Origin of the sequence: Pseudonocardia nantongensis (genome assembly GCF_046546495.1) — a bacterium.
GTDB lineage: Bacteria > Actinomycetota > Actinomycetes > Mycobacteriales > Pseudonocardiaceae > Pseudonocardia > Pseudonocardia nantongensis.
Window position 1 is genome coordinate 343635 of sequence record NZ_JBKGXT010000003.1, and the last position, 21107, is coordinate 364741.

Annotated in this window: 23 protein-coding genes and 1 tRNA gene; 8 read left to right on the top strand and 16 right to left on the bottom strand. The window is 72.7% G+C overall.

Annotated elements, in window-relative coordinates:
- Window positions 1–49 precede the first annotated feature (49 nt).
- Window positions 50–124, bottom strand: a complete 75-nt coding sequence (locus tag ACLFMI_RS05390; RefSeq protein ID WP_410946632.1) for an Ms5788A family Cys-rich leader peptide — start codon at window positions 122–124, stop codon at window positions 50–52.
- Between the two features lie 55 nt (window positions 125–179).
- Window positions 180–1013 carry an LmeA family phospholipid-binding protein gene (locus ACLFMI_RS05395; RefSeq protein ID WP_410946604.1) on the bottom strand — a complete coding sequence of 278 codons (834 nt, stop codon included), beginning with the start codon at window positions 1011–1013 and terminating at the stop codon, window positions 180–182.
- 192 nt (window positions 1014–1205) lie between these two features.
- Between ACLFMI_RS05395 and ACLFMI_RS05400 the strand changes: the two genes are divergently transcribed.
- The 6 genes from ACLFMI_RS05400 to pstB all read left to right on the top strand — a co-directional run bounded on the left by ACLFMI_RS05400 (window position 1206) and on the right by pstB (window position 7241).
- Entirely contained in the window at window positions 1206–2021 is an 816-nt protein-coding gene (locus tag ACLFMI_RS05400; protein WP_410946605.1) for a winged helix-turn-helix transcriptional regulator, read from the top strand.
- 37 nt (window positions 2022–2058) lie between these two features.
- A complete protein-coding gene (gene mshD / locus ACLFMI_RS05405) occupies window positions 2059–3003 on the top strand; it encodes a mycothiol synthase (RefSeq protein ID WP_410946633.1) in 945 nt (314 codons plus the stop codon).
- Between the two features lie 147 nt (window positions 3004–3150).
- Window positions 3151–4257: a phosphate ABC transporter substrate-binding protein PstS gene (gene pstS, locus ACLFMI_RS05410; RefSeq protein ID WP_410946606.1), complete on the top strand. Its 1107-nt coding sequence runs from the start codon at window positions 3151–3153 to the stop codon at window positions 4255–4257.
- Window positions 4258–4388: 131 nt separating this feature from the next.
- Complete coding sequence (gene pstC / locus ACLFMI_RS05415; protein ID WP_410946607.1) at window positions 4389–5333, top strand: phosphate ABC transporter permease subunit PstC; 945 nt, start codon at window positions 4389–4391, stop codon at window positions 5331–5333.
- A 1-nt stretch (window position 5334) separates the two neighbouring features.
- Window positions 5335–6450, top strand: a complete 1116-nt coding sequence (gene pstA / locus ACLFMI_RS05420) for a phosphate ABC transporter permease PstA (protein ID WP_410946608.1) — start codon at window positions 5335–5337, stop codon at window positions 6448–6450.
- A gap of 11 nt (window positions 6451–6461) precedes the next feature.
- Window positions 6462–7241 carry a phosphate ABC transporter ATP-binding protein PstB gene (gene pstB / locus ACLFMI_RS05425; RefSeq protein ID WP_410946609.1) on the top strand — a complete coding sequence of 260 codons (780 nt, stop codon included), beginning with the start codon at window positions 6462–6464 and terminating at the stop codon, window positions 7239–7241.
- Here pstB and ACLFMI_RS05430 read toward each other — a convergent pair.
- From ACLFMI_RS05430 to ACLFMI_RS05460, 7 genes are all read right to left on the bottom strand, one after another.
- Window positions 7238–7897: a phosphate signaling complex PhoU family protein gene (locus tag ACLFMI_RS05430; protein ID WP_410946610.1), complete on the bottom strand. Its 660-nt coding sequence runs from the start codon at window positions 7895–7897 to the stop codon at window positions 7238–7240. The two genes, pstB and ACLFMI_RS05430, sit on opposite strands and share 4 nt — an antisense overlap.
- Window positions 7898–7975: 78 nt before the next feature.
- Window positions 7976–8173, bottom strand: coding sequence for a dodecin domain-containing protein (locus ACLFMI_RS05435; RefSeq protein WP_410946611.1), 198 nt, complete (start codon window positions 8171–8173; stop codon window positions 7976–7978).
- A gap of 90 nt (window positions 8174–8263) precedes the next feature.
- The gene (gene phoU / locus ACLFMI_RS05440) at window positions 8264–8920 is read right to left on the bottom strand and encodes a phosphate signaling complex protein PhoU (RefSeq protein ID WP_410946612.1); all 657 of its coding nucleotides are present in this window, start codon (window positions 8918–8920) and stop codon (window positions 8264–8266) included.
- A gap of 107 nt (window positions 8921–9027) precedes the next feature.
- Window positions 9028–10674, bottom strand: coding sequence for an LCP family protein (locus tag ACLFMI_RS05445; protein WP_410946613.1), 1647 nt, complete (start codon window positions 10672–10674; stop codon window positions 9028–9030).
- 751 nt (window positions 10675–11425) lie between these two features.
- Window positions 11426–12361 carry a GGDEF domain-containing protein gene (locus ACLFMI_RS05450; RefSeq protein WP_410946614.1) on the bottom strand — a complete coding sequence of 312 codons (936 nt, stop codon included), beginning with the start codon at window positions 12359–12361 and terminating at the stop codon, window positions 11426–11428.
- Between the two features lie 131 nt (window positions 12362–12492).
- The gene (dusB, locus tag ACLFMI_RS05455) at window positions 12493–13554 is read right to left on the bottom strand and encodes a tRNA dihydrouridine synthase DusB (protein WP_410946634.1); all 1062 of its coding nucleotides are present in this window, start codon (window positions 13552–13554) and stop codon (window positions 12493–12495) included.
- Window positions 13555–13754: 200 nt separating this feature from the next.
- Entirely contained in the window at window positions 13755–14345 is a 591-nt protein-coding gene (locus ACLFMI_RS05460; RefSeq protein WP_410946615.1) for a superoxide dismutase family protein, read from the bottom strand.
- Window positions 14346–14440: 95 nt separating this feature from the next.
- Here ACLFMI_RS05460 and ACLFMI_RS05465 point away from each other — a divergent pair, with 95 nt between their 5' ends.
- Complete coding sequence (locus tag ACLFMI_RS05465; protein ID WP_410946616.1) at window positions 14441–14629, top strand: hypothetical protein; 189 nt, start codon at window positions 14441–14443, stop codon at window positions 14627–14629.
- A 142-nt stretch (window positions 14630–14771) separates the two neighbouring features.
- Window positions 14772–14844 (top strand) — tRNA-Lys (locus tag ACLFMI_RS05470).
- A gap of 62 nt (window positions 14845–14906) precedes the next feature.
- Here the strand turns inward: ACLFMI_RS05470 and ACLFMI_RS05475 are convergent.
- The 7 genes from ACLFMI_RS05475 to ACLFMI_RS05505 form a co-directional block, all read right to left on the bottom strand.
- The gene (locus ACLFMI_RS05475; RefSeq protein ID WP_405419959.1) at window positions 14907–16070 is read right to left on the bottom strand and encodes a tyrosine-type recombinase/integrase; all 1164 of its coding nucleotides are present in this window, start codon (window positions 16068–16070) and stop codon (window positions 14907–14909) included.
- Window positions 16070–16267 carry a helix-turn-helix domain-containing protein gene (locus tag ACLFMI_RS05480; RefSeq protein ID WP_405419956.1) on the bottom strand — a complete coding sequence of 66 codons (198 nt, stop codon included), beginning with the start codon at window positions 16265–16267 and terminating at the stop codon, window positions 16070–16072. Before ACLFMI_RS05480 ends, ACLFMI_RS05475 begins: the two co-directional genes overlap by 1 nt.
- Window positions 16268–16280: 13 nt before the next feature.
- On the bottom strand, window positions 16281–17957 hold the full coding sequence (locus ACLFMI_RS05485) for a replication initiator (protein WP_405419954.1): 1677 nt from the start codon (window positions 17955–17957) through the stop codon (window positions 16281–16283).
- The gene (locus ACLFMI_RS05490; protein WP_405419951.1) at window positions 17954–19540 is read right to left on the bottom strand and encodes an FtsK/SpoIIIE domain-containing protein; all 1587 of its coding nucleotides are present in this window, start codon (window positions 19538–19540) and stop codon (window positions 17954–17956) included. Before ACLFMI_RS05490 ends, ACLFMI_RS05485 begins: the two co-directional genes overlap by 4 nt.
- Window positions 19541–19697: 157 nt before the next feature.
- Window positions 19698–20027, bottom strand: coding sequence for a WhiB family transcriptional regulator (locus ACLFMI_RS05495; RefSeq protein ID WP_405419948.1), 330 nt, complete (start codon window positions 20025–20027; stop codon window positions 19698–19700).
- Window positions 20024–20464, bottom strand: coding sequence for a hypothetical protein (locus ACLFMI_RS05500; protein ID WP_405419945.1), 441 nt, complete (start codon window positions 20462–20464; stop codon window positions 20024–20026). The genes ACLFMI_RS05495 and ACLFMI_RS05500 overlap by 4 nt, the downstream gene beginning before the upstream one ends.
- 122 nt (window positions 20465–20586) lie before the next feature.
- Window positions 20587–21012: a plasmid replication, integration and excision activator gene (locus ACLFMI_RS05505; protein WP_405419942.1), complete on the bottom strand. Its 426-nt coding sequence runs from the start codon at window positions 21010–21012 to the stop codon at window positions 20587–20589.
- Window positions 21013–21107: the final 95 nt, after the last annotated feature.

Consider the following 21107-nt stretch of genomic DNA (forward strand, 5'->3'; position numbering starts at 1 on the left):
TCCGGGGTGGCCGCCGGTCACAGGGGGACGGGCGGCCCGGGCACTCGGGTCAGGAGTCGTGACAGAGGCAGCCGGCCAGACGGCACAGATCAACCGCGCGGCGTCGGGTCAGCGGCCAGTTCACATCCGTGAGCGTAACGGAATCGGCCGCCGCTTCCCACCCGCCGAGGTGCGGCGTCCTACCGGCCCGCCGTGCGAGCGGCCGAGCCGCGCTGCTCGCCCTCGCCGACCGACAGGTCGCGCCGCGCGCCGGAGATCTGCAGGATGTTGTACTCGGGCACGGTCACCGACGTCGGGGTGACGCCGAGCGGGAGCGCGCCCGGGTCGAGGCGCAGTGCGAACGCCCGCAGCAGCGAGTCGCGCACCGCCGCCGGGACGCCGTCGTCGGTCTCGGCCTCGCGGACGTCGCGCGGCACGATCCGCATCGCCCCGGCCGGGTCCACGACCAGTGCGGACAGCACCGCGACGTCGGTGGTGGCGCCGTCCACCGGGAGGGTCGCCACGAATCGGACCGCGTTGCGCGGGTCCAGCCCGCGCAGGGTCGGGTCCGCGCCGGCCAGCACGGTCCGGTCGATCTCGTTGGCGTCGACCTGCAGCATCGCCAGCCGCTCGATGCCGGCGGCGGGTCCGCCGGTCGCGGCGGCCAGCCGCCGGACGTCGGCAGGGCCGATCCGGACCAGGCCCTCCGCGGCGGCCGCCCGGAACCGGGCGGCGGAGCCCCCGATCAGGTCCGCCATCGACGCGCGGACGCCGTGGAGCTGCACCTGCACCTCGGGGGTGCGCAGCGGACCGATCGGCACCCGCTCCATCGACACCTCGACCGAGGAGTACCGCCCGGTCGCGGCCTGGAGCAGGAAGGACGGGCCGCCGACCGACGTCGCGGGGTCCTCGGGCAGGGCGAGCCGGTCGCGCATCTGGCGGGCGATCGCGGACTCGGCCGCCGCGGCGAACCCGAAGTCGGCGAGCACGAGCACGGCGACGACGGCCAGGACGGCGGCGAGCACGCGCCTCACGGGACCTCCCACGATCCGGACGGACTGTGCAACGACGGTAGGGACCGGGCGGAACGGATCCGCCGCCGACCCCTGCCCGCGGCGTCACCCGGCACCCGGGGGCGCCATCCCGCAGCGTGAGCCGCGTCGCGATCGTGCTGACCGACGGATCACGGCCCGGGTACCCTGCCCTCTCCGCGAGAGGAGGAGTCCATGGAACTGCTCCTGCTGACCACGGCTCCGGATGCGACCACCGTGCTGCCCGCCCTGTCCCTGCTGCCGCACGACGTGCGGACCGCCGCCCCCGAGGTCGCCGCCCTGCTCGACGCCGGACCGCACGACGCCGTCCTGGTCGACGCCCGCACCGATCTGGTCGCCTCCCGGAGCCTGTGCCGGTTGCTCGGCAACACCGGCACCGACGTCCCGGTGATCGCCGTCGTCAACGAGGGCGGCCTGGTCGCGGTCTCCGGGGAGTGGGTGGTGGACGAGATCCTGCTGCCCGGCACCGGCCCGGCCGAGGTGGACGCCCGACTGCGGTTGCTGCGGTCCCGGCCGGGCACCGAGGCCGTCTCCGGTGGCGGAGCGCTGGTGCTGGGCGAGCTGGTGATCGACGAGGCCACCTACTCGGCGCGGCTGAAGGGCCGGCTGCTGGAGCTCACCTACAAGGAGTTCGAGCTGCTCAAGTACCTCGCGCAGCACGCGGGACGGGTGTTCACCCGGGCCCAGCTGCTACAGGAGGTCTGGGGGTACGACTTCTTCGGTGGCACCCGCACCGTCGACGTCCACGTCCGGCGGCTGCGCGCCAAGCTCGGCGGCGAGCACGAACAGATGATCGGCACCGTGCGCAACGTCGGCTACAAGTTCGTCCGGCCCTCCCGGGGCGGGCCGGCCGCGCGGCCGGCCCCGGACGCCGACCCGGACGCCGGCCCCGTACCGGAATTCGGTTCCGGCCGGCCGGGGCGCGGGCCGACCGGCGGCCGCCCGCCGGGACAGGGCGGGCGCCTGCCCGGGGCGCTGTCCCGACGCTGACCGGCGGTCGCGGGTAGGGTCCGCCGCCGTGGAGCAGGTGGAGCCGCAGGTGCTGTCCGAACTCGACGCCGACACCGCGGCCGGGGTGCACGAGCTGCTCTCGGCAGCCGCCGCGGCGGACGGCGCCGAGCCGTTCTCCGAGCAGTTCCTGCTCAACCTGCGCGCCCGCGGCCCGCGCGCTGGGGTGACACATCTCGTCGTCGCGGGGGGCGGGCGTGCGGTGGCCGGCTACGCCCAGCTCGACGACGGCTATGCCGAGCTGGCCGTGCACCCGGACGCGCGCCGGGCCGGTCTCGGATCGGCGCTGGTCACCGGGCTGGAGTCGCGCACCGCGAGCCCGCACGTCTGGGCCCACGGCGACCTGCCGGCCGCGGCAGCGCTGGCAGGGAGCCGGGGCTACCGCCGGGACCGGGTGCTCTGGCAGATGCGCAGGCCGGTGGCCGGTCCGAACGCCGCGCCGCTGCCCGAGCTGCAGCTCCCGGACGGGGTGACGCTGCGGGCGTTCGTCCCGGGGCGCGACGACGACGAGTTCCTCCGGGTCAACAACGCCGCGTTCGAATGGCACCCCGAGCAGGGCGGCTGGAGCGGCTCCGAGCTTGCCGCCCGGCAGGCCGAGGAGTGGTTCGACGCGGCCGGATTCCTGCTGGCCACCGACCCGGACGGGCGGCTGCTCGGCTACCACTGGACGAAGGTGCACCCCGCGGCCGAGACGGACACCGGCGAGCCGATGGGTGAGGTCTACGTCCTCGGCGTCGACCCGGCGGCACACGGCCGTGGGCTCGGGAAGGTCCTCACCCTGGCCGGGCTGCACCACCTGCGCGAGCGCGGTCTCGGCACCGTGCTGCTGTACGTCGAGGCGGACAACGGCGCCGCCGTACGGGTCTACGAGCGGCTCGGCTTCACGGTGTATGCGGCGGACGTCAACTACGCCCGCCAGGTGACACCGGGCCCGGGTCGTCGTCACGAAGCGTCCATCGTGTGACATGGATCCACCCGTCCGGGAGTCCTGTTCAACTCGCGTTCACCTTCCGTGGGCACGGCGGCCAACCCGCCTCCCTAGCGTGTGCTTCCGGCGGCCTGCCCTGGTCGCTGAAACCAGTGGTGTGAGCCCGACACGGAGGAACCTGCAGTGAAGACCAAGCGGCGCGCGCCCCGGGCGCGTCTGGCGGCAGTCGGTGTCGCGACGTCCTGCGCGCTGTTCGTCGCCGGTTGTGGCGCGGCGAACGAGGGCGGCGGTAGTGGTGAGCAGCAGGGCGCGGGTGTCTCCGGCACCATCGCCGGTGCGGGCGCCAGCTCGCAGCAGGCCGCGATGCAGGCCTGGATCGCCGGCTTCGGCGACGCCAACCCGGACGCGACCGTCAATTACGACCCGGTCGGTTCCGGCGGCGGCCGCTCCCAGTTCGTCGAGGGCGGTGTCGAGTTCGCCGGTTCGGACGCCTACCTCGAGGACGAGCAGCTCGCGCAGGCCCAGCAGCGCTGCGGCGGCCAGGTCATCGAGGTCCCGAACTACGTCTCGCCGATCGCGATCGTCTACAAGCTGGACGGGGTGCAGAACCTGAACCTGGCACCGGCGACCATCGCCGGCATCTTCAACGGCCAGATCACGACCTGGAACGACCCGAAGATCGCCGCGGACAACCCCGGTGTCGCGCTGCCGGCGTCCCCGATCACGCCGGTGCACCGCTCCGACGAGTCGGGCACCACCGAGAACCTCACCGACTTCCTGAACAAGGCCGCCCCGGACGTCTGGACCCAGGAGGCCGATGGCAACTGGCCGATCCAGGGTGGGGAGGCCGCCCAGGGCACCTCCGGCGTCGTCGGCGCGGTGGGGGCCGGCAACGGGACCATCGGCTACGCCGACGCCTCGCAGGCCGGCGACCTCAGCAAGGCCAACGTGAAGCTGGGCGATCAGAACGTCGCGCCGACCGCCGAGGCCGCCGCGAAGATCCTGGAGGAGTCGAAGCGGGTCGAGGGCCGGGGCGAGTCGTCGTTCGCCTTCGACCTCAACCGGACCGCGTCCGGCGGGGCCTACCCGATCGTGCTGGTCTCCTACCTGATGGCCTGCCCGACCTACCCGGACCAGGAACAGGCCGACGTGACCAAGCAGTTCCTGAACTACGTCGTCAGCGACGCCGGCCAGCAGGCCGCGGCGCAGGCGGCCGGTTCGGCGCCGCTGTCGCAGAGCCTGCGCGACCAGATCACCCCGGCCGTCGACCGCATCTCGGCCGGCGGCTGAGGGCCCGGCGGATCGAGTCCTACGTCATCTAGCCAGGAGCCCCGGGCGGTGTTCATCATGGACTCGCAGCCCGGGGATCCGGGCGCCCTCGAACCCCTGCCCAGCGCACGTCCGCACCTTCAGGGATCACTGTGACCACCACGGAAACCAAGCCTGAGCCCGCCGCGACGAAGCAGGTGACCCAACTCGGGGACCGCATCTTCGCGGGCTCCGCGAAGGGCGCCGGGATCGTCATCCTCGTCGTCCTGGCCGGCGTCGCCGCGTTCCTCCTGATCGAGGCCTTCCCCGCGTTCACCGCGTCCGGGGAGGACCTGCCCGGCGGGATCGTCGTCTACGTCGCGCCGCTGGTCTTCGGCACGCTGCTCAGCGCGGTCATCGCGCTCGTGGTGGCCACCCCGCTGGCGGTCGCGGTGGCCCTGTTCATCAGCCACTACGCGCCGCGCCGGCTGGCCCAGTGGCTCAGCTACATCGTGGATCTGCTCGCCGCGGTCCCCTCGATCGTGTACGGCCTGTGGGGGGCCTGGACGCTCGCTCCGCTCTCGGTCGGCCTCTCGACCTGGCTGGCGGACTACCTGGGCTGGATCCCGCTGTTCGCCGGCCCGCCCTCCACGACCGGCCGCACCATGCTGGTGGTCGGCCTGGTGCTGGCTGTGATGATCCTGCCGATCGTCACCGCGGTCGCCCGCGAAGTCTTCCTGCAGGCACCGGCGCTGCACGAGGAGGCCGCGCTGGCCCTCGGCGCGACCCGCTGGGAGATGATCCGGCTCGCGGTCCTGCCGTTCGGCCGCTCGGGCATCATCTCCGGCGCGATGCTCGGTCTCGGCCGGGCGCTCGGCGAGACGATGGCCGTCGCCATCATCCTCTCCGCCACCGGAGCGGTGACGGTCAACCTGATCAGCTCCGAGAACCCCTCCACGATCGCTGCGAACATCGCGTTGCAGTTCCCGGAGGCCTCCGGGATCACCGTGAACGTGCTGATCGCCTCCGGCCTGGTGCTCTTCGTGATCACCCTGCTGGTGAACATGCTCGCCCGCTACATCGTCGAGCGCCGCCGCGACTTCTCCGGAGCGAACTGAGATGTCCACCGGAACCGACCCCAACCGCACCGGGACCGAGGTGTCCGTGACCGGAACCGGGCTCGAGACACCCGCCAGCACGACCGTCGTGCCCCAGCTCAAGGGCAGCCTGCCCCGCTGGGCGCCACTGGGCCTGCTCGGGGCCGCCGCCGTCGTGATGGCCGGCGTCGTCGCGGCGGTGGGCTTCAGCGTCGGCCTCTGGGTCTTCCTCACCGTCGTCGTGTACGCGGTGGGCACCTACGGCCTCTCGCGGGCCGTCGAGGGCGCCCGCAAGGCGGCCGACCGGCTGGTCACGGTCGTCGTCACCGGCGCGTTCTTGCTCGCCATGGTCCCGCTGATCTCGGTGCTCTACACCGTGATCAGCCAGGGCTGGGCGCGGATGGACCTCCAGTTCTTCACCTACTCGATGCGTGGCGTCGTCGGCGAGGGCGGCGGTGCGCTGCACGCGATCCAGGGCACCCTGATCATCACCGGGCTGGCCGCACTCATGTCGATCCCGGTGGGCGTGCTGACCGCGATCTACCTGGTCGAGTACGGCTCGGGTTCCAAGCTCGCCCGGGCGATCACGTTCTTCGTCGACGTCATGACCGGTATCCCGTCGATCGTCGCCGGCCTGTTCGCCTACGCGCTGTTCACGTTGCTGCTCGGCCCCGGTGTGCGGTTCGGCTTCGTCGGTGCCGTGGCGCTGACCGTGCTGATGATCCCGATCGTGGTGCGCTCCACCGAGGAGATGCTCAAGATCGTCCCGAACGAGTTGCGCGAGGCCTCGTTCGCGCTAGGCGTGCCGAAGTGGCGGACGATCCTCAAGGTCGTCGTGCCGACGACGGCCGGCGGCATCGCCACCGGTATCACGCTGGCGATCGCCCGGGTGATCGGGGAGACCGCCCCGCTGCTGGTCACCGTCGGGCTGGCGACCGGGGTCAACCTGAACCCGTTCGACGACCGGATGGCGACCCTGCCGGTGTTCGCCTACTACTCCTACGCGACACCCGGCGTGCCGCGTGACCCGTTCATCGACCGAGCCTGGGCCGCGGCGCTGGTGCTGATGCTGATCGTGATGATCCTGAACATCGTGGCCCGCCTGATCTCCCGCATTTTCGCCCCGAAGACCCGATAAGGACCCCTGCCATGGGCAAGAGCGTCGAAGCCAAGGACCTGAACATCTACTACGGGTCGTTCCTCGCCGTCGAGGGCGTCGACATGCTGATCAAGCCGAAGACGGTCACCGCCCTGATCGGCCCGTCCGGCTGCGGCAAGTCGACCTTCCTGCGGTCGATCAACCGGATGCACGAGAACATCCCGGGTGCGCGGGTGGAGGGCCGGCTCGAGCTGGACGGCCAGAACCTCTACGGCTCGAACGTCGACCCGGTCGGCGTTCGCCGGCAGATCGGCATGGTCTTCCAGCGGCCGAACCCGTTCCCCACGATGTCGGTCTACGACAACGTGATCGCCGGGATGAAGCTGAACAACCGGAAGGCGTCGAAGGCCGAGTTCGACGACACCGTCGAGCGCTCGCTGCGCGGCGCGAACCTGTGGGCCGAGGTGAAGGACCGGCTGGACAAGCCGGGGTCGAGCCTGTCCGGTGGCCAGCAGCAGCGACTGTGCATCGCCCGGGCGATCGCGGTGCGGCCGGACGTGCTGCTGATGGACGAGCCGTGCTCGGCGCTGGACCCGATCTCCACCCTGGCGATCGAGGACCTGATCAACGAGCTGAAGAACGACTACACGATCGTCATCGTGACCCACAACATGCAGCAGGCGGCGCGGGTCAGCGACTTCACCGGTTTCTTCAACATCGAGGGCACCGGCAAGCCGGGCAAGCTGGTGGAACTCGACGAGACCAAGACGATCTTCTCCCAGCCGCGGCAGAAGGCGACCGAGGACTACGTGTCCGGTCGGTTCGGCTAGCGGGAGATCTCCTCCGGCGTGCTGCCGGTGACGGCGTAGACGATGTGCTTCGCCAGGTGCACGGTGTGGTCGGCGTAGCGCTCGTGGAACCGGGCCAGAAGGGCGGTCTCGACGGCGGCCTGCACCCCGGCCTGCCAATCGGGTGAGAACATCAGCTCGAACACCGACCGGTGCACGGCGTCGACGGCGTCGTCGTCGGTCTCCAGCTCGCAGGCCAGGAGCACGTTGCGGGTGCGCAGCACGGTCACCGCCTTGTCGCCCATCGCGGCCACCCGCCGGCCGTACTCGGCGAACAGCGGGCGGGCGTACTCGGGCAGCGGCGACCCGTCGGTCGACCGCGCGACCGCCTCGGCGATGTGCGCGGCGAGGTCGCCCATCCGCTCCAGCTGCTGCGCGCAGCGCAGCGCGGTGACGACCGAGCGCAGCGGACCCACCACCGGCTGGTGCAGGTTCATCGTCTCGACCGCGAGCAGCTCGATCGCGGCCCGGTGGCCGTCGATGATGGGGTCCCGGGCGACGACCTGTTCGGCGAGCCGGTGCCGGTCGGAGAGTAGCGCGGTGGAGGCGTTGCGGAACGCGGCCGCGACCAGCGGGCCCATCTCGTCGAGCATCGCCTGCAGCTGCGTCAGGTTGTCGTCGAGCGTCTCCCTGCGCATACCGACGACCTTAGGTGCGCGACACCGGGCGGCACGGCCCGGTACCGGTGAATGCTCGGTGAACGGGGGCCGATCCGATCAGGCTGCCTGCCGGACGCCGACCCGCAGGTCGACCTGGAAGCGCTGGGCGGACGCGAGGACCGTGGACCGGACCCCGATCAGCTCGAACCACTCCAGGACCTGCCCGATCCGGCGCACGCCGTCCTGGATCGCGTCCTCGACGCTGTCGTCCGACCTGCCGACCACCTCGGTGACGACACAGCCCGCCTGAGTCATGCTTCCGGAGTGCCCGACGGGTGACGACGCCAAACGCGGTCCCCGTGCCGGTGGTCGACAGGACCGCGCGGATGCGGCGGGCTGCGTCGTTCAGACGGCGAGCGGTCCCGGCATCTGGCCGGTCACGACGTAGACGATCCGGCGGGCGACGGCCACGGCGTGATCGGCGTAACGCTCGTAGAAGCGGGCCAGCAGCGCGACGTCGACGGCCGCGGACACCCCGTGCGTCCAGTTCCGGTCCATGAGCACGGTGAACATGTGCTCGTGCAGGTCGTCCATCGCGTCGTCGTCGGCCTCGAGCTCGGCGGCGGTCTCCAGGTCCCGGGTGCGGATCACCCGGCCGGCCTTCTCGGCGAGCTTGACCCCGACCTGGCCCATCTCCTCGAAGTAGGGCTTGATCTCGTCGGGGACCACGGTCTGCGGGTGCCGGCGGCGGGCCGCCTGGGCGACGTGCAGTGCCAGGTCGCCCATCCGCTCGATGTCCCCGGCGCCGTGGATCGCGGCGACCACGATCCGCAGGTCGGTGGCCACCGGAGCCTGCAACGCGAGCAGGCCGAACGCCCGGTGCTCGGCGGCGGCGCGCACGTCGTCGATCTTGATGTCCTCGGAGATGACCTGCTCGGCGAGCTGGAGGTCGGCCTCGAGCAGGGAGCGGGTGGCGCGCTCCATGGCGAGGGCGACGTCGTCGCACATTCCGGCCAGGCCGGAGGCCAGGTCGTCGAGCTGATCCTGGTACGCGTCCCGCATACCCTCGACCATAGGACGGACCGGCCCGCGGGGCAGCCGCCGTAGGTGAACCCGCCGTGAACGGTGGGCGACGCCACGACGTGCCGGCGGTGCGGGCGAGAAGTGGGTCAGCTGCAGTCGATGTCGGTTCCGGCGTCCGCGGCGGCCGCCGGCGCTGGGGCCCGCAGCTCCGAGCCGACGACGACCTCGAGTTCCCCGCTGCTCGACGGGGCCGGCGCCGGGCGGGCGGCGGGCAGCGCCTCGGTCAGCGCCCCGGCGGCGTCGGTGCGGTCGGGGGAGTAGCGCACCTCGGTGTCGGTGGTGGGCGGCCCGGACGTCACCGTCCCGATCGTGTAGCCGCGCTCCCGCAGCGACGCCGCGATCTCGTCGACCAGACCCGGCCGGCCGGCGGCGTCGACCAGGTCGACGGTGGCATCCGGGGGTGCGGTGGTCGCGGACCGGGCGGCCGGTGCGGTGGCCTCGGCCGGGAGCGGCTCGTGCTCGCGCAGCGCGGAGAAGATGTCCCGGGCGTCGCTGCGCTCCATCTCCAGGTGCCCGCGGGTGTTCGGTGCGTCCGTGACCGGGACCTGCAGGAACGTCGGCGTGCTGCCGTCGCCGGCGGTCCCGGCTCGGCTCAGGCCGCGGGCCAGGGTGAGGATCTGTCCGGCCGAGACCCCGTCCGCGACGACGCTGCCGGACAGCCCGTCGGCGGCACGGCCGGGACGGCTCGGGGTCAGCAGCGACGGCGTCGACAGCGCATCGCCGAGCGCGGCGGCCAGCACCCGCTGCTGGCGCTGCACCCGGGCGGCCGGGGAGCTGTCGGCGGTGGCCGACGCCGCGGCGAACCGCCGCGCGGTGTCGCCGTCGAGGGTGGTGCGGCCCGCGGCGGGGACGACCGGGCCCAGAACCGGGTCGACGACCGGTCGTTCGGTGCACACCTCGACCCCGCCGACCGCGTCGACCAGGCCCGCGGTGCCGGCGAGGTCGTGCGCGACGAAACCGGTGACCCGGATCCCGGTGAGCTGCTGGACGACGCCGACGGTGCAGGCCGGGCCGCCTACGTCGTAGGCGGCGGCGAACGCGGTGCGCGACTCGGCGGGCACGGTCTTGCCGTAGGAGCCGGTCGCCGGGTCCCAGCGGCGGCAAGGCGGGCGGCTGACCTCCAGCGTCGGCGGCAGGGCCAGGGTGACGGCCGGGGCGTCGCCGGCGGGCTGGTGCACGAGCACTGCGGTGTCGGTGCGGGCGGCCTCGGGGACGCCGGGGCCGCGGTCCGCCTGCAGCCCGACGACCAGCACGTTGCGGTCGACGGCCTGGCTCTCGGCGTCCATGACCGCGTCCGAGGCGGTGTCCAGCGCCTGCACGGTGCGGACGCCGTCGTGGACCTGGCTGCGACCGACGAAGCCCCAGGCGGTGGTGAGCAGCACGAGCACGGCCAGCACCACGGCACCGCTCCGGAGCCACCGCGGGCGCCCGTCGGGCGGGGCGTGCCCGGACGCGCCGGTGCTGCCGTCGTCCGTCCCGTCGGAGCCGGTGGGCCCGTCCGTCCCGGCGTCGGCGGCGGGGGGCGGGTCGGCCGGGTGCTGGCTCGCGTGCGAGGGCTCGCCGGTGCCGGACGGTCCGGGCTGCTCGTCGTGGTCGTCGTCGGCGTACCGGCGACGGAGCCGGCGCGGGACGATCGCTCCGAAGACCTCGGTCCGGCGCGCGTCGGTGGCGTGGCGCGCGGCGCGCGGGGTTGGCCCGGACGCTGCGGCGCCGGTCGCAGGCGTCCCGGTCACCGCTGGGTCCGGTGGCGGGCCGGCGGCCGGCGGTCCGGACGCGGGCGGGTTCGCCGGCGGTGGCGGGGCCGACTGTGGCGGGACCGACTGTGGTGGGGCCGGCGGTGGTGGGGCCGGCGGTCGGTCGCGGGCGTCCGAGCGGTGGCCTGCCGGGGCGGCCCCGGTCGACGGGGCCCGATCCGGCGCGGTGGTGCCGGGACGGCCGGCGGCGGGTCCGGGCGGGCCCGGCGGGCGCGGGCCGTGACTCCGGGACTGCGGATCCGGCGGCGTCGCGGGAGGGCCGGCCGGTCGCGGGTGCCGGCCGGACGTGCCGGCGTCCGGGGGCCCGGTGGGTGGAGGCACGGCGGCCGGGGTGCCCGGCGCCCCGGGCGTCGATCCCGGTCCGGTGGGCGGTGGGCCGCCGGGGTGCCGCGGCACCGGGCCGCCCCGGACCCGGCGGGTGCCCGGAGGCAGCGGGGCGGGCCCCGCGGCGGCGTCGCGACGGGAGCGCCGGTCGGTCGGGGGCGGGGACGGGGCGTCGGGTGCGTCCGGCGTGTCCGGACCGGCGGGCGTCTCCCCGGAATCTCGGTGCGAGTCGGGCCGGCCGTCCGTGCGGCGGGTACGGCGTGACCGGCGCGCGTTGTCGTCGTCGCCGTCCTGCACCTGGCCTCCTCGTCGCACGCCCGCCGTGGGCGCACGGTGACCTGCGCGCGTCCGGGGGGGAGCACGCATGCCCGGGACGGGACCGCGAGCGGCCCGTTCCGCCCGAATTCTACGGAGTGTGCCCCGGTGGCGGCGTGTCGGGGCGGTACCCGGCGGCGTCCGGCTGGGGGATCGACCGTCGTCCGGCTGCCGCGCCGGCCAGCACGACGCGACCCTCGCCGGAACGGTAGGCGACGGCGTTCCGACCGGCCTGTTTGGCGGTGTAGAGCAGCAGGTCGGACTCGGCGACCAGGGCCTCGACGGCGCCGGCGGCCGGCCCGGTGTGGGCGATCCCGATGCTGATCGTCATCCGCAGCTCGGGGTGCAGCGTGGACCAGTCGTGCGCGGCGACCCGCTCCCGCACCACCTCACAGGCCGCCACGCCGTCGTCCGGGGACAGACCGGGCAGGACCAGGGCGAACTCCTCGCCGCCGTAGCGGGCGCAGAACGCGCCGCGGGGCAGCGCCCGGCCGAGCTCGTGCACCATCCGCTGCAGTACACGGTCGCCGAACGGGTGCCCGTGGGTGTCGTTGACCTGCTTGAAGTGGTCGATGTCGGCGAGGCCGAGGCAGACCCGCTGGCCGTCGGCGGCGAGCAGGTCGGCCAGCCGCTCGTCGAGGTAGCGGCGGTTGTAGGTCGCGGTGAGGCTGTCCCGCCGGCTCTGTTCGCGCGCCTCGGCGTGCTCGCGGCGGAGCCGGTCCAGCTCGTCCTCGAACGGCGGTGGCACGGCCGGCCCGGTCCCGCCCGGACCGCCGTGCAGCAGCCGGACGGCCTCCCGCAGGTGCAGGTAGGCCTGCTCGTAGCGGTGGTGTTCGGCCAGCCGCTCGGCGGCCGCGGTGTGCAGGGCCGCCCGCGCGGCCGGTGAGGTCGGCGCCATGTCCGGTGTGCCGGGGCCCGTGCCGGCGGGTTCCGGAGTGGCGGGTTCCGGGGCGGCAGGCTCGGGTGCCGGCGCGGTCCGCCGCCCCGGGCGCGCCGGGCTGCGCATCGTCCAGGCCGTGTCGGTCACCGTCCACCTCCCGTCTCGCCGCTCGTTTCGGAAGTCATCGGTGGATCCCGCCCGCGGCTTGAGACGCCTGTGGCTTCCGGCACCCGTTCCGGTGCCCGAATGCACCTGGCCGGGTGCCCGGGCCTGGACGGTCAGCCCCCGGAGTGCTCGACGTCCGCCCCGAACGGGACCGACGGGTCGTCCGGGTCGTCCAGCCAGTGCTCGGGGAGCACGACGCGTCCGGGCGAGCCCTGCCGCCCGCGCGGACCGTCGGCCTCGGCCGGGAACGGCTCGTGCGGGTCCAGCTGGGCCAGCAGCTCGTCGAGGTGATCGATCGAGGTGACCATGCCGAGGCTGCGCCGCAGCTCCGGGCCGACCGGGAACCCCTTGAGGTACCAGGCGATGTGCTTGCGGACGTCGCGGATGCCCTTGTGGTCGCCCATGTGCTCGCAGAGCAGCACCGCGTGCCGGCGCAGCGTCGCGGCCACCTGCCCGAGGTTCGGCGGGGTCGGCAGCTCGCGACCGGTGAATGCGGCCTCCAGGTCGCCGAACAGCCACGGCCGGCCCAGGCAGCCCCGGCCGACCACGACGCCGTCGCACCCGGTCCGCGCGACCATGTCCAGCGCGTCCTGGGCGCAGAAGATGTCGCCGTTGCCCAGCACCGGGACGTGCGCCGGGACGGCCTCGCGCAGCCGGGCGACCGCGTCCCAGTCCGCGGCACCGGAGTAGCGCTGCGCGGCGGTCCTGGCGTGCAGCGCGACGGCGACGGCGCCGGAGTCGACGGCGATCCGGGCGGCCTCGAGGTAGGTGTGGTGGTCGTCGTCGATGCCGATCCGCATCTTGACGGTGACCGGCCGGTCCCCGGCGCCTTCGACGGTCCCGCGCACGATCCGCTCGAACAGCTTCCGCTTGAACGGCAGCGCGGCCCCGCCGCCGCGGCGGGTGACCTTGGGAACCGGGCAGCCGAAGTTCATGTCGATGTGGTCGGCCAGGTCACGTTCGACGATCATCTGCGCGGCGGTCCGCATGGACGCCGGGTCGACACCGTAGAGCTGCATCGACCGCGGGCGCTCGTCGTCGTCGAAGGCGATCATCCGGAACGTCAGCGGGTTCTTCTCGACCAGCCCGCGGGCCGTGATCATCTCGCAGACGTAGTAGCCGGCGCCCTGCTCGCGGCAGAGTCGGCGGAAGCCGGGGTTGGTGATGCCGGCCATCGGCGCGAGCACCACCGGGGTGTCCACCTCGTAACGGCCGATGCGTAGCGGTGGCAGGACGCGGGTGCGGCGGGCGGGGGTGTCCGTCCGCTCGTCGCGGACCGTCGCGCCCCCGGCAGGGATGATGGACTGCACGGTCACCGGGTCATTGTCCCAGTGACCGCGGCAGCGGCGCGCCCCGCCCGCCGCCCGCGTGGTCGTCAGAAGTCGACGGTGACGCACGCCGGTCGGCCACCGGCGGTGCCCGCGTGCCCGGCGTGGGTGGCGGTGGGCTTCTCGTGCAGCACGACCGAGGCCGCCCGGCGGTCGTCGGGGTAGGTCCACGGGACGGTGCTGGTGACCTCCGCGGCGCCGGCAGCGTCGGTCGTGAGGTCGAGCCAGATCTCGTTCTGCGGGTTGGCGAAGGCCGGGTCGACGCTCGGCGTGACCGGGTCCTGGGAGTACTGGAAGTGCGGCCCGGCGGCGTCGCCGCCGGTCGGGGCGCAGGGCTTGGTGTGGGCGTGCGCGCCGTAGGCCCGGTTCGGGACCAGGCCGCCGACCCGCAGCGTCGTGGTGGTGGAGCCGTCGGCGGCGGTGCTGGAGACCTCGACCGTCGCGCCCGCCGGGACGAGCTCCGGGTCGTAGGTGAAGGCGGGGCCCTCGCCGCCCTCTGCGTAGGTGGCCGAGACCTGGACGGTGTCCTGCTGCGACGAGGTTCCTCCGGCCTCCTGGGCCGGGGACCCGCCGCAGGCGGACAGGACGAGCGCGGCGGCGCCGAGCAGCCCCATCCGCGCGGAGATGCGGATGTTCATGGGCCGAGTCTCGACGAACAGGACTATTCGGATGCTTCGCGGCGCGCGGGCGCGGTGTGCATTCACTGTTTCGGGTGTCCGCTACCGTGGTCGGCGTGGTGGCCGAGGTAGCCGACGACGTGATCGCCGAGCCCGTGCCGTGCGTCCGGTGTTCCTCGGGGGCACTGCTGACGATCGTCGGACGGTGCGCGGACTGCATCGCCGACATGGGGCTGAACCATCCCGGAGAGCGGGAGGCGTGGCGCGCCGAGGTCACCGCCGCCATCGAGGGCCGTTCCGGCTGATTCCGGCTCCGTCGCGCGGCGGTGTCGCGGTGACGAGATCTCCGGTCGCGGGCTGTAGGCTGGGCGCGGTTCGCCACGACCGTCCGGGGGGATCTGTGTTGACCGGTGGTGGGCCGCCCGTGACGACGTCAGGGTAGGTCAGGGGCCTCTAGCTCAATCGGCAGAGCAGCGGACTTTTAATCCGCGGGTTGTGGGTTCGATTCCCACGGGGCCCACGTAATCACCAGGTCATAGCCTTGTGGATCGTGGTGGACCAAGATCCAGGGACACTTTTGGGTCACTTTTCGTCGGGCTGGTCGAACAACCCCTCCAACACCTCGGCCGTCTGCCGGTCGGTGAGCCGGCGCCCGAGGTAGCGGTCCTGCGTCATGCTGATCTTTGCGTGACCGAGCTGGTCACTGATCTTCCGCGCCGTGACGTTCGAGTCGTCGAGGTAGCTCGCGACGGTCTTGCGGAGCGTGTGGCTGACGAGGCCGTCGAGTTCGGCGCCATCGCGGACCTGGCGCCAGATGCGGCGGACGTTCGACGGGTCCCGCCAGCCACCCAAGGAGTCCGGGAAGACCGCCTCCACGCCCGGGCCGATGGCCAGACGCCGGCGCTTCAACATCGTGATAGCCCAGGACGGCAACGGGACCGCGCGCTCGCCCTTCCGCCCGGACTTCGTGGAGGGCAGCCGCAGCAGGCCGACCCCGATTCGGCGGATGAGCCGCCAGCGTACGTCGACGACGGCGGTGTCGAGGTCGACCTCGGACCAGCCGATCGCCAGGCACTCTCCGATCCGGCATCCGGTCGCGAGCATCATCCGCGTGAGATCAGGTAGATCCCAGTCACGGGCCTTCTGGCTCGACTCGATGGCATCCAGCCACAGTTGGCGTTCCTCGGCCGTCAGCGAGCGTGGTGGACTGGCCGGCTCGGAGTCGATCCGCGCGACCTCGCGCACCGGGTTGTGGGTGATCGCGCCGTGCCGGGCGGCGAAGCGCATCACCCCGGAGATCACGATCTTCGCCGTGCGGGCGCCGGCGACCGAGCGCTGCTTGACCGTGCCGAGCGCGCGGTCGACGATCGGGGTCGTGATCTCCCGAATACGCAGCTCGCCGACAGCCGGGGCGACGTGGCGTCGGTAGATCGACGCGTAGGAGTCGAGGGTGCCGGGGCTACGGCGGCCGGCGTCGACGGCCTGTTCGACCTCTGCGAGCCACAACGCGGCGACGGCGGAGAACCGGGACTGCGGGGTGACCTCGGTGTCCTTGACCGGGGCTTGGCGCTCTGCGAGCGCCTCACGGAGCGAGCGGATGGCACCGGCCTTCGTACTGCCTCGACGCTTCACGAAGCGGACCACGCCGTCGAAGTCGCGGTACTTGGTGCGGGCTATCCAGCCGGTGTCGTCCTGCCAGGCGGTGATCTTCCCGTAGCTGCCCAACGGCAGCGGTGGGCGCGCCATCAGGCCACCCCGTCGTCCAGGGCGTCGAGCCACTTCGCGACGTCCGTGGGGCGGTAGCGCAGGTGCTTGCCTACCCGGCGGCACGGCGGCCCGTAGCCGGTCTGACGCCACGAGTAGAGCGTTTGCACGGGCACCCGCAGATACTCGGCGACGTCCTGCACCGTCCACAGCGGCGCGATGAGCTGGATCTCGTCCATGTCGGGTCTCCTGTCAGGCCGCGTGATCATCGGTTGCCGAACGGTCATCGGGTGGTGCGTCGTTGGTGGCCAGGACGGCGGCGTCGTAGTCGGCGCGCCATCGTGAGCGTTGGTTGATCGCGTGCAGGAGTAGCACGGTGCGGGGTGGGACGTCGGTGTCTCCGGGGCCGGTGGTTTCCCAGGTGAACGGGCCGTCGTCGACGGCGTAGGCGGGTTTGACCCCGGCGCGGTTGAGCAGTTGCCGAACGAACGCGGTCCGCTCGGCCCGGTGGTCGGACAGGCTCTTGTTGGACCACTTTCGGGAGACGAGGACGCGGCGTCCGGCGATGCCGAGGTGTTCGGGCTTGTGGGCTTTGCCCTTGCAGTGCCCGGGCACGCCGCCGGGGCGGGCGCTCTTGGGTTCGATGCCGTAGAGCAGCCAGATTGGGCAGCGCGGCGAGCACGGCGTGACGGCCAGTTCAGCGGCGAGGCGTCGTGCGTGCTCGCGTTGCCGGGTGGTGGCGGTCTCGTCGAGGCCGGCGGCTTGACCGACGGACTTGGTGAGGTATTTCGTCAAGTAGCCGATATGGCGTCCGGCTTCCTCGGTGCCGCCGAGGATGCCCTTGACGTGTACCTGTGGCCCGAACACCACCGTGTGCGCGGGCGTGGTGAGGGTGTCGGGGTCGGTGGCTTCGTCCCAGGTCGGTAGCGGTGTGCGGGTATCGGGGTCGACAAAGGCCTTGTGGTGGTTGTCCCAGCGCGGCAGTTTGTCGCCGCTGTAGACGATCTCGTCGTGGGGTGGCCACCACACCTGGTGATACGTCGCGGCGGTGATCGCTCGGAGCTCGGTGCGCGGGATGGTGCCGCGGATGGCGGCGTGGAAGTGCGGTGCCCCGCGCTTCTGCGGTTCGACCGTGCCGAAGTACTGGACGTCCCAGCCGACGCAACGTCGGGCGTTTTGCCAGAACCGGTCGAGCAGCTTCGGGAAGTGGATCGCGTCCCGGGCTGCGCGGCGGTAGTCGTAGCTGTCCGGGTCGAGGGCGGCGCCGTGCTTGTCGACCCGTCCGTAGGTGTCGAGGGTGAGCGTCAGGAACGTCGAGGGTCGGTACTTGCCGCCGAACACGCGACCGATGGTGCGGTCCTCCACCGGCCGACGCGGGAGGTTCGGCGCGTCCTGCCGACGTCGGGTGGACCGTCGGACAGTCTGCGGCCCGGGGTCCAGCGGCGCGAGTCGACCCCGGACACCGAGCGCACGTAGCTCCTGGTCGATCTCTGTGACGGTCTCCCGGATCTCGTCGCAGGCTTCCTCATCGCCGGCGGTGCGGGCATCGGTGTAGGCGGCGTGCAGGTCCGCCCGGGTTGCCATGAGGTCCTTCTGGGCGCCGGTCGGGTCGGCAGGCTTGGCGACGGGTTCGTCGGCGAGGTGCCAGCCCTCCCGGCACTGCACCATCCGCAGCCGTCGGGCTTTGTCCGCGCATGGGCGGCACTGGTCGTCCCGGGTGGAGCCGCAGGGCACGGGGACGACGTCGACCCGGCCGCTGCTCTGGTCGACCCGGCGCATCGCCAGCGGGCGGACGCAGACGCCGTGATCCTCGGCGAGCTGCGTGGCGACCTCATTGGACAGCGCCAGCATGGCTTTCTGGGCGCGGGTGAGCTGGTCTTGGTCAATCGGCTCCGGCGTGGTCTCCGGGCCGTTCGTGGGGCCGGTCATGCGGCACCTCTGGCGGTGTGCTGGTCGGTGTCGGGTCGGAACGCCAGCACCGGCGCCGATGGTCGGGCCGGGTCGGGTGTGGTGGTGACGAACTGCTCCAGGGCTTTGATGGCCTCGTCGGGGACCCAGGCGGCGCGGATGCGGAGGGGTTCGCGGATGCCCTCGCCGAACAGGTAGCCGACGCCGGCCTCTGTCTCGCCGATCCGGTTCGCCCACGCACCCCGCTCGTAGGCCTGATCACCCAGGACCATGCCGACGTGGCTCTTGGAGGCGACCCGCAGGCAGATCCGGCGCGGGAACAACTCCCGGACCGGGACGGTGTCCTTGGTCGGTTCCTGCACGTAGCCGCGGACCGCGTAGCCCAGCGCGCGGCCTTGCGTGGTCAGCAGCGCGATGCGTTCGGTGATGGCCTCGCGGGTCTTGCGGTCGCCGACGTAGCGGATCAGGGCGCCGATCTCGTCGAACTCGACGATCTCCAACGGAGTCTCGCGGGTGATGGGGACGAGGCGTGTGTGCCCGGCGTGTTCGCGCTTGCGGGCCTCCATCCCGTCCACGAGCTCATCCAGGAGTTCGAGGGCGTCTTTGGAGGTGACGGCGTAGCGGTGGAACAGCCGTCGCCCGTAGGCCAGTTCCATGCCCTTCGGGTCGATCCCGTTCACGCGCACGAGGCCGTCCCGAATCGCCGGTGCGATCGCCAGAAGCGGCGCCCACATCAGCGAGCCCTTCCCGGCCCCGGTCGCGCCGCCGACGAGGGTGTGGCTGCCTCGGAGGGACTGGCGCCACTCGGTGCCGTACTCAGTGGCCCCGGACGCGACCCGGTCGAGATCGATTGCGTCGCCTTTGGTGCCGGCCATTGCAGCCAGGTCCGGAGCCGCAACCACACCGGAAAGCAGGTTGCGGCGCTGGAAGTCGATCGACACTTCGTTGGGTGCCAGTTCGCGGACCTGGCAGCGGTTCACCCCGCGGGCAACGGCCAGGGTGCGGGCGGCGGCGTCGAAGTCCTCCGGAGTCTGTCCCGGCACGAGCCGGACTCGGACCTCGTCCCAGGACGGGCCGGAGCGGACCCCGAGGATGCGCGGGAGTTGATCTCGGCGCGGTCGGGCCCGTGGTGCGGTGGCGGTGCGGCGTAGCGGGTTGACCTGGATGACCGTGGCCCCGGCGCGGTCGGGGACGGTGAGCTGACACGAGCGCAGCCAGCGCGGCATCCGCAAGGCGTAGACGGTCCAGCGCTGCCACCACGACCGCAGGTGCCGGCCAGCGTGGATGTCGAAGGAGGGCAGCGACAGCAGCCGCCACACCCTTAGCACTGCGGCCATGACCGCGACCGTGACGAGCAGGGAGGGCCAGCCCCAGAACCAGCACCAGGCCGACACCCCGGCTGCGGCGAGCGTCGTTCGCCAGTGTCGGATCATCCAGCCGGCGGCGATGTAGGCGCCCTTGATCAGGAACCAGACGGCGACGAACACCACCGCGACGGTGGCGAGAGCTTCCAGGACGCGGGCGAGGTAGTTGCCGACCTGGTGCAGCACGTAGAGCGCGACCGCGGCGCCGCCAGCGAGGAGGACGAGGGTTCCGGTGGTCATCGACGGCTTCCCTTCCGACGTGAGGTGCGGACGGTGGTGAGGGGGACCAGGGCGAGCTGGTCGAGGTGATCAGCGCAGCGGCGCCGCCGCGGGTCCGGCCGCTCATGCAGCGGGGCCCGGCAGACCTCGCAACGGGCTGGCCGCTCGGGCTTGGCGGTCATGCGACGTCACCCCCGACCAGCGGGGCAGTGATCGTGAGGCATGCGCGGTGCAGGACCCGGCGCTCGCCGGGGGTGGTGCCGCCGACGACACCGAACCGGCGGGACGGTTCCTCGACTGCGAGGACGTCGGCCAGGCACTCGGCCCGGACCGGGCAACCCCGGCACACCCGACGCGGGATCTCCACCGAGCTGGCGCGGTTGTCGACCGGGAAGAACAGCTCGGTGTCCAGCCCAAGACATGCGGCGTTGTCGCGCCACCGGTGACCGGCGGCCGTAGTGGTGGGGACGAGGCGCAGCAGCGGCAGCCGGGCCGCCCGCGCGTTCACCGGATACTCCCGGTGGCGAGGCCCGGTGCCGGAGGTTCGGTGAGGTCCAGTTCGTGCCAGTTCGACATGGCCCCGGCCACGTCCGAGGTGGGCCGCCGCTCGATCAGCGCCTGCCAGTCGGCGGCGGTGTCGGCCCAGAACCGGGACTCCCGCTCGGCCGAGCACACGGCCGCGATGACGGCCTGGACGTAGACCAGCGGAATGTGGTGCTGGCGGACGGTGTCGCGTTCGAGGACGGCGAACCAGCGGGCCCGGCGGGCGTGCAGCCCGGCCAGTCGGCGGGCCCGGGCGGCATGGGCGTGCAGGTCCCCGGCCGGGGCGGGCGCGGTGTCTGCGATGGCGTCGGTGACCCGGCGCAGGCCGGCCTCGACGAGGTGACTGACCGGGACGACCATCCCGGTGCCTGCGGGGGTGGGTGGTGCAGAGGGCGTGTTCATCTAGGGTCGGTGTCCTTCCGAACTCATGGCCTGGCTATGGCGAGGGGTGAGGGAGATCCGGAGGGAAGCCCGTTGCCGCGGGCTTCCCTCCACCTACACGTGGCGGCCGGAAAACGTGCTGGTCAGGCCGCCTCCTGGTTCTTCTGGTTCGACGCCGGCCGCTGGTTGCCCGGGGCGCGCATCGCCGTGGCGCGGAAGCTGTACGCGACCCGGGGGCGGCTGCCGCTCTCCTGCACGTACGGGGTCACGGTCAGCCCGTCGAACTCCACCGGGCGAAACGGCAACCCGGCCGCAGCCTCCGGCGGGACCGGCTGGTGAGTGGCGGCGATCTTCACCGTCACCGTCTTGTCCGCGCGCCGTGCCTCCGGATCGGCGTCGAGCACCGACACCGACCACACCGGAAGCCCGGACTCCTTGTCGTTCTGTTGCACCGGCCGTCCCGGAGCGGACTTGTCGAAGTCCCGCACCGGCTCGACCTCCGACACGACGAACGCGCCGTGCGGGAACACGTCGCCCATCGCGACGGGGAACTTGTTCTTGATCGCCATGACTGCACCTCCGCTGTGTTGTCACGGACTGGATGTGTCCGTCCGTGGACACGAAGATACCCACACTAATAGTGTGGGTCAACACTAAAAGTGTG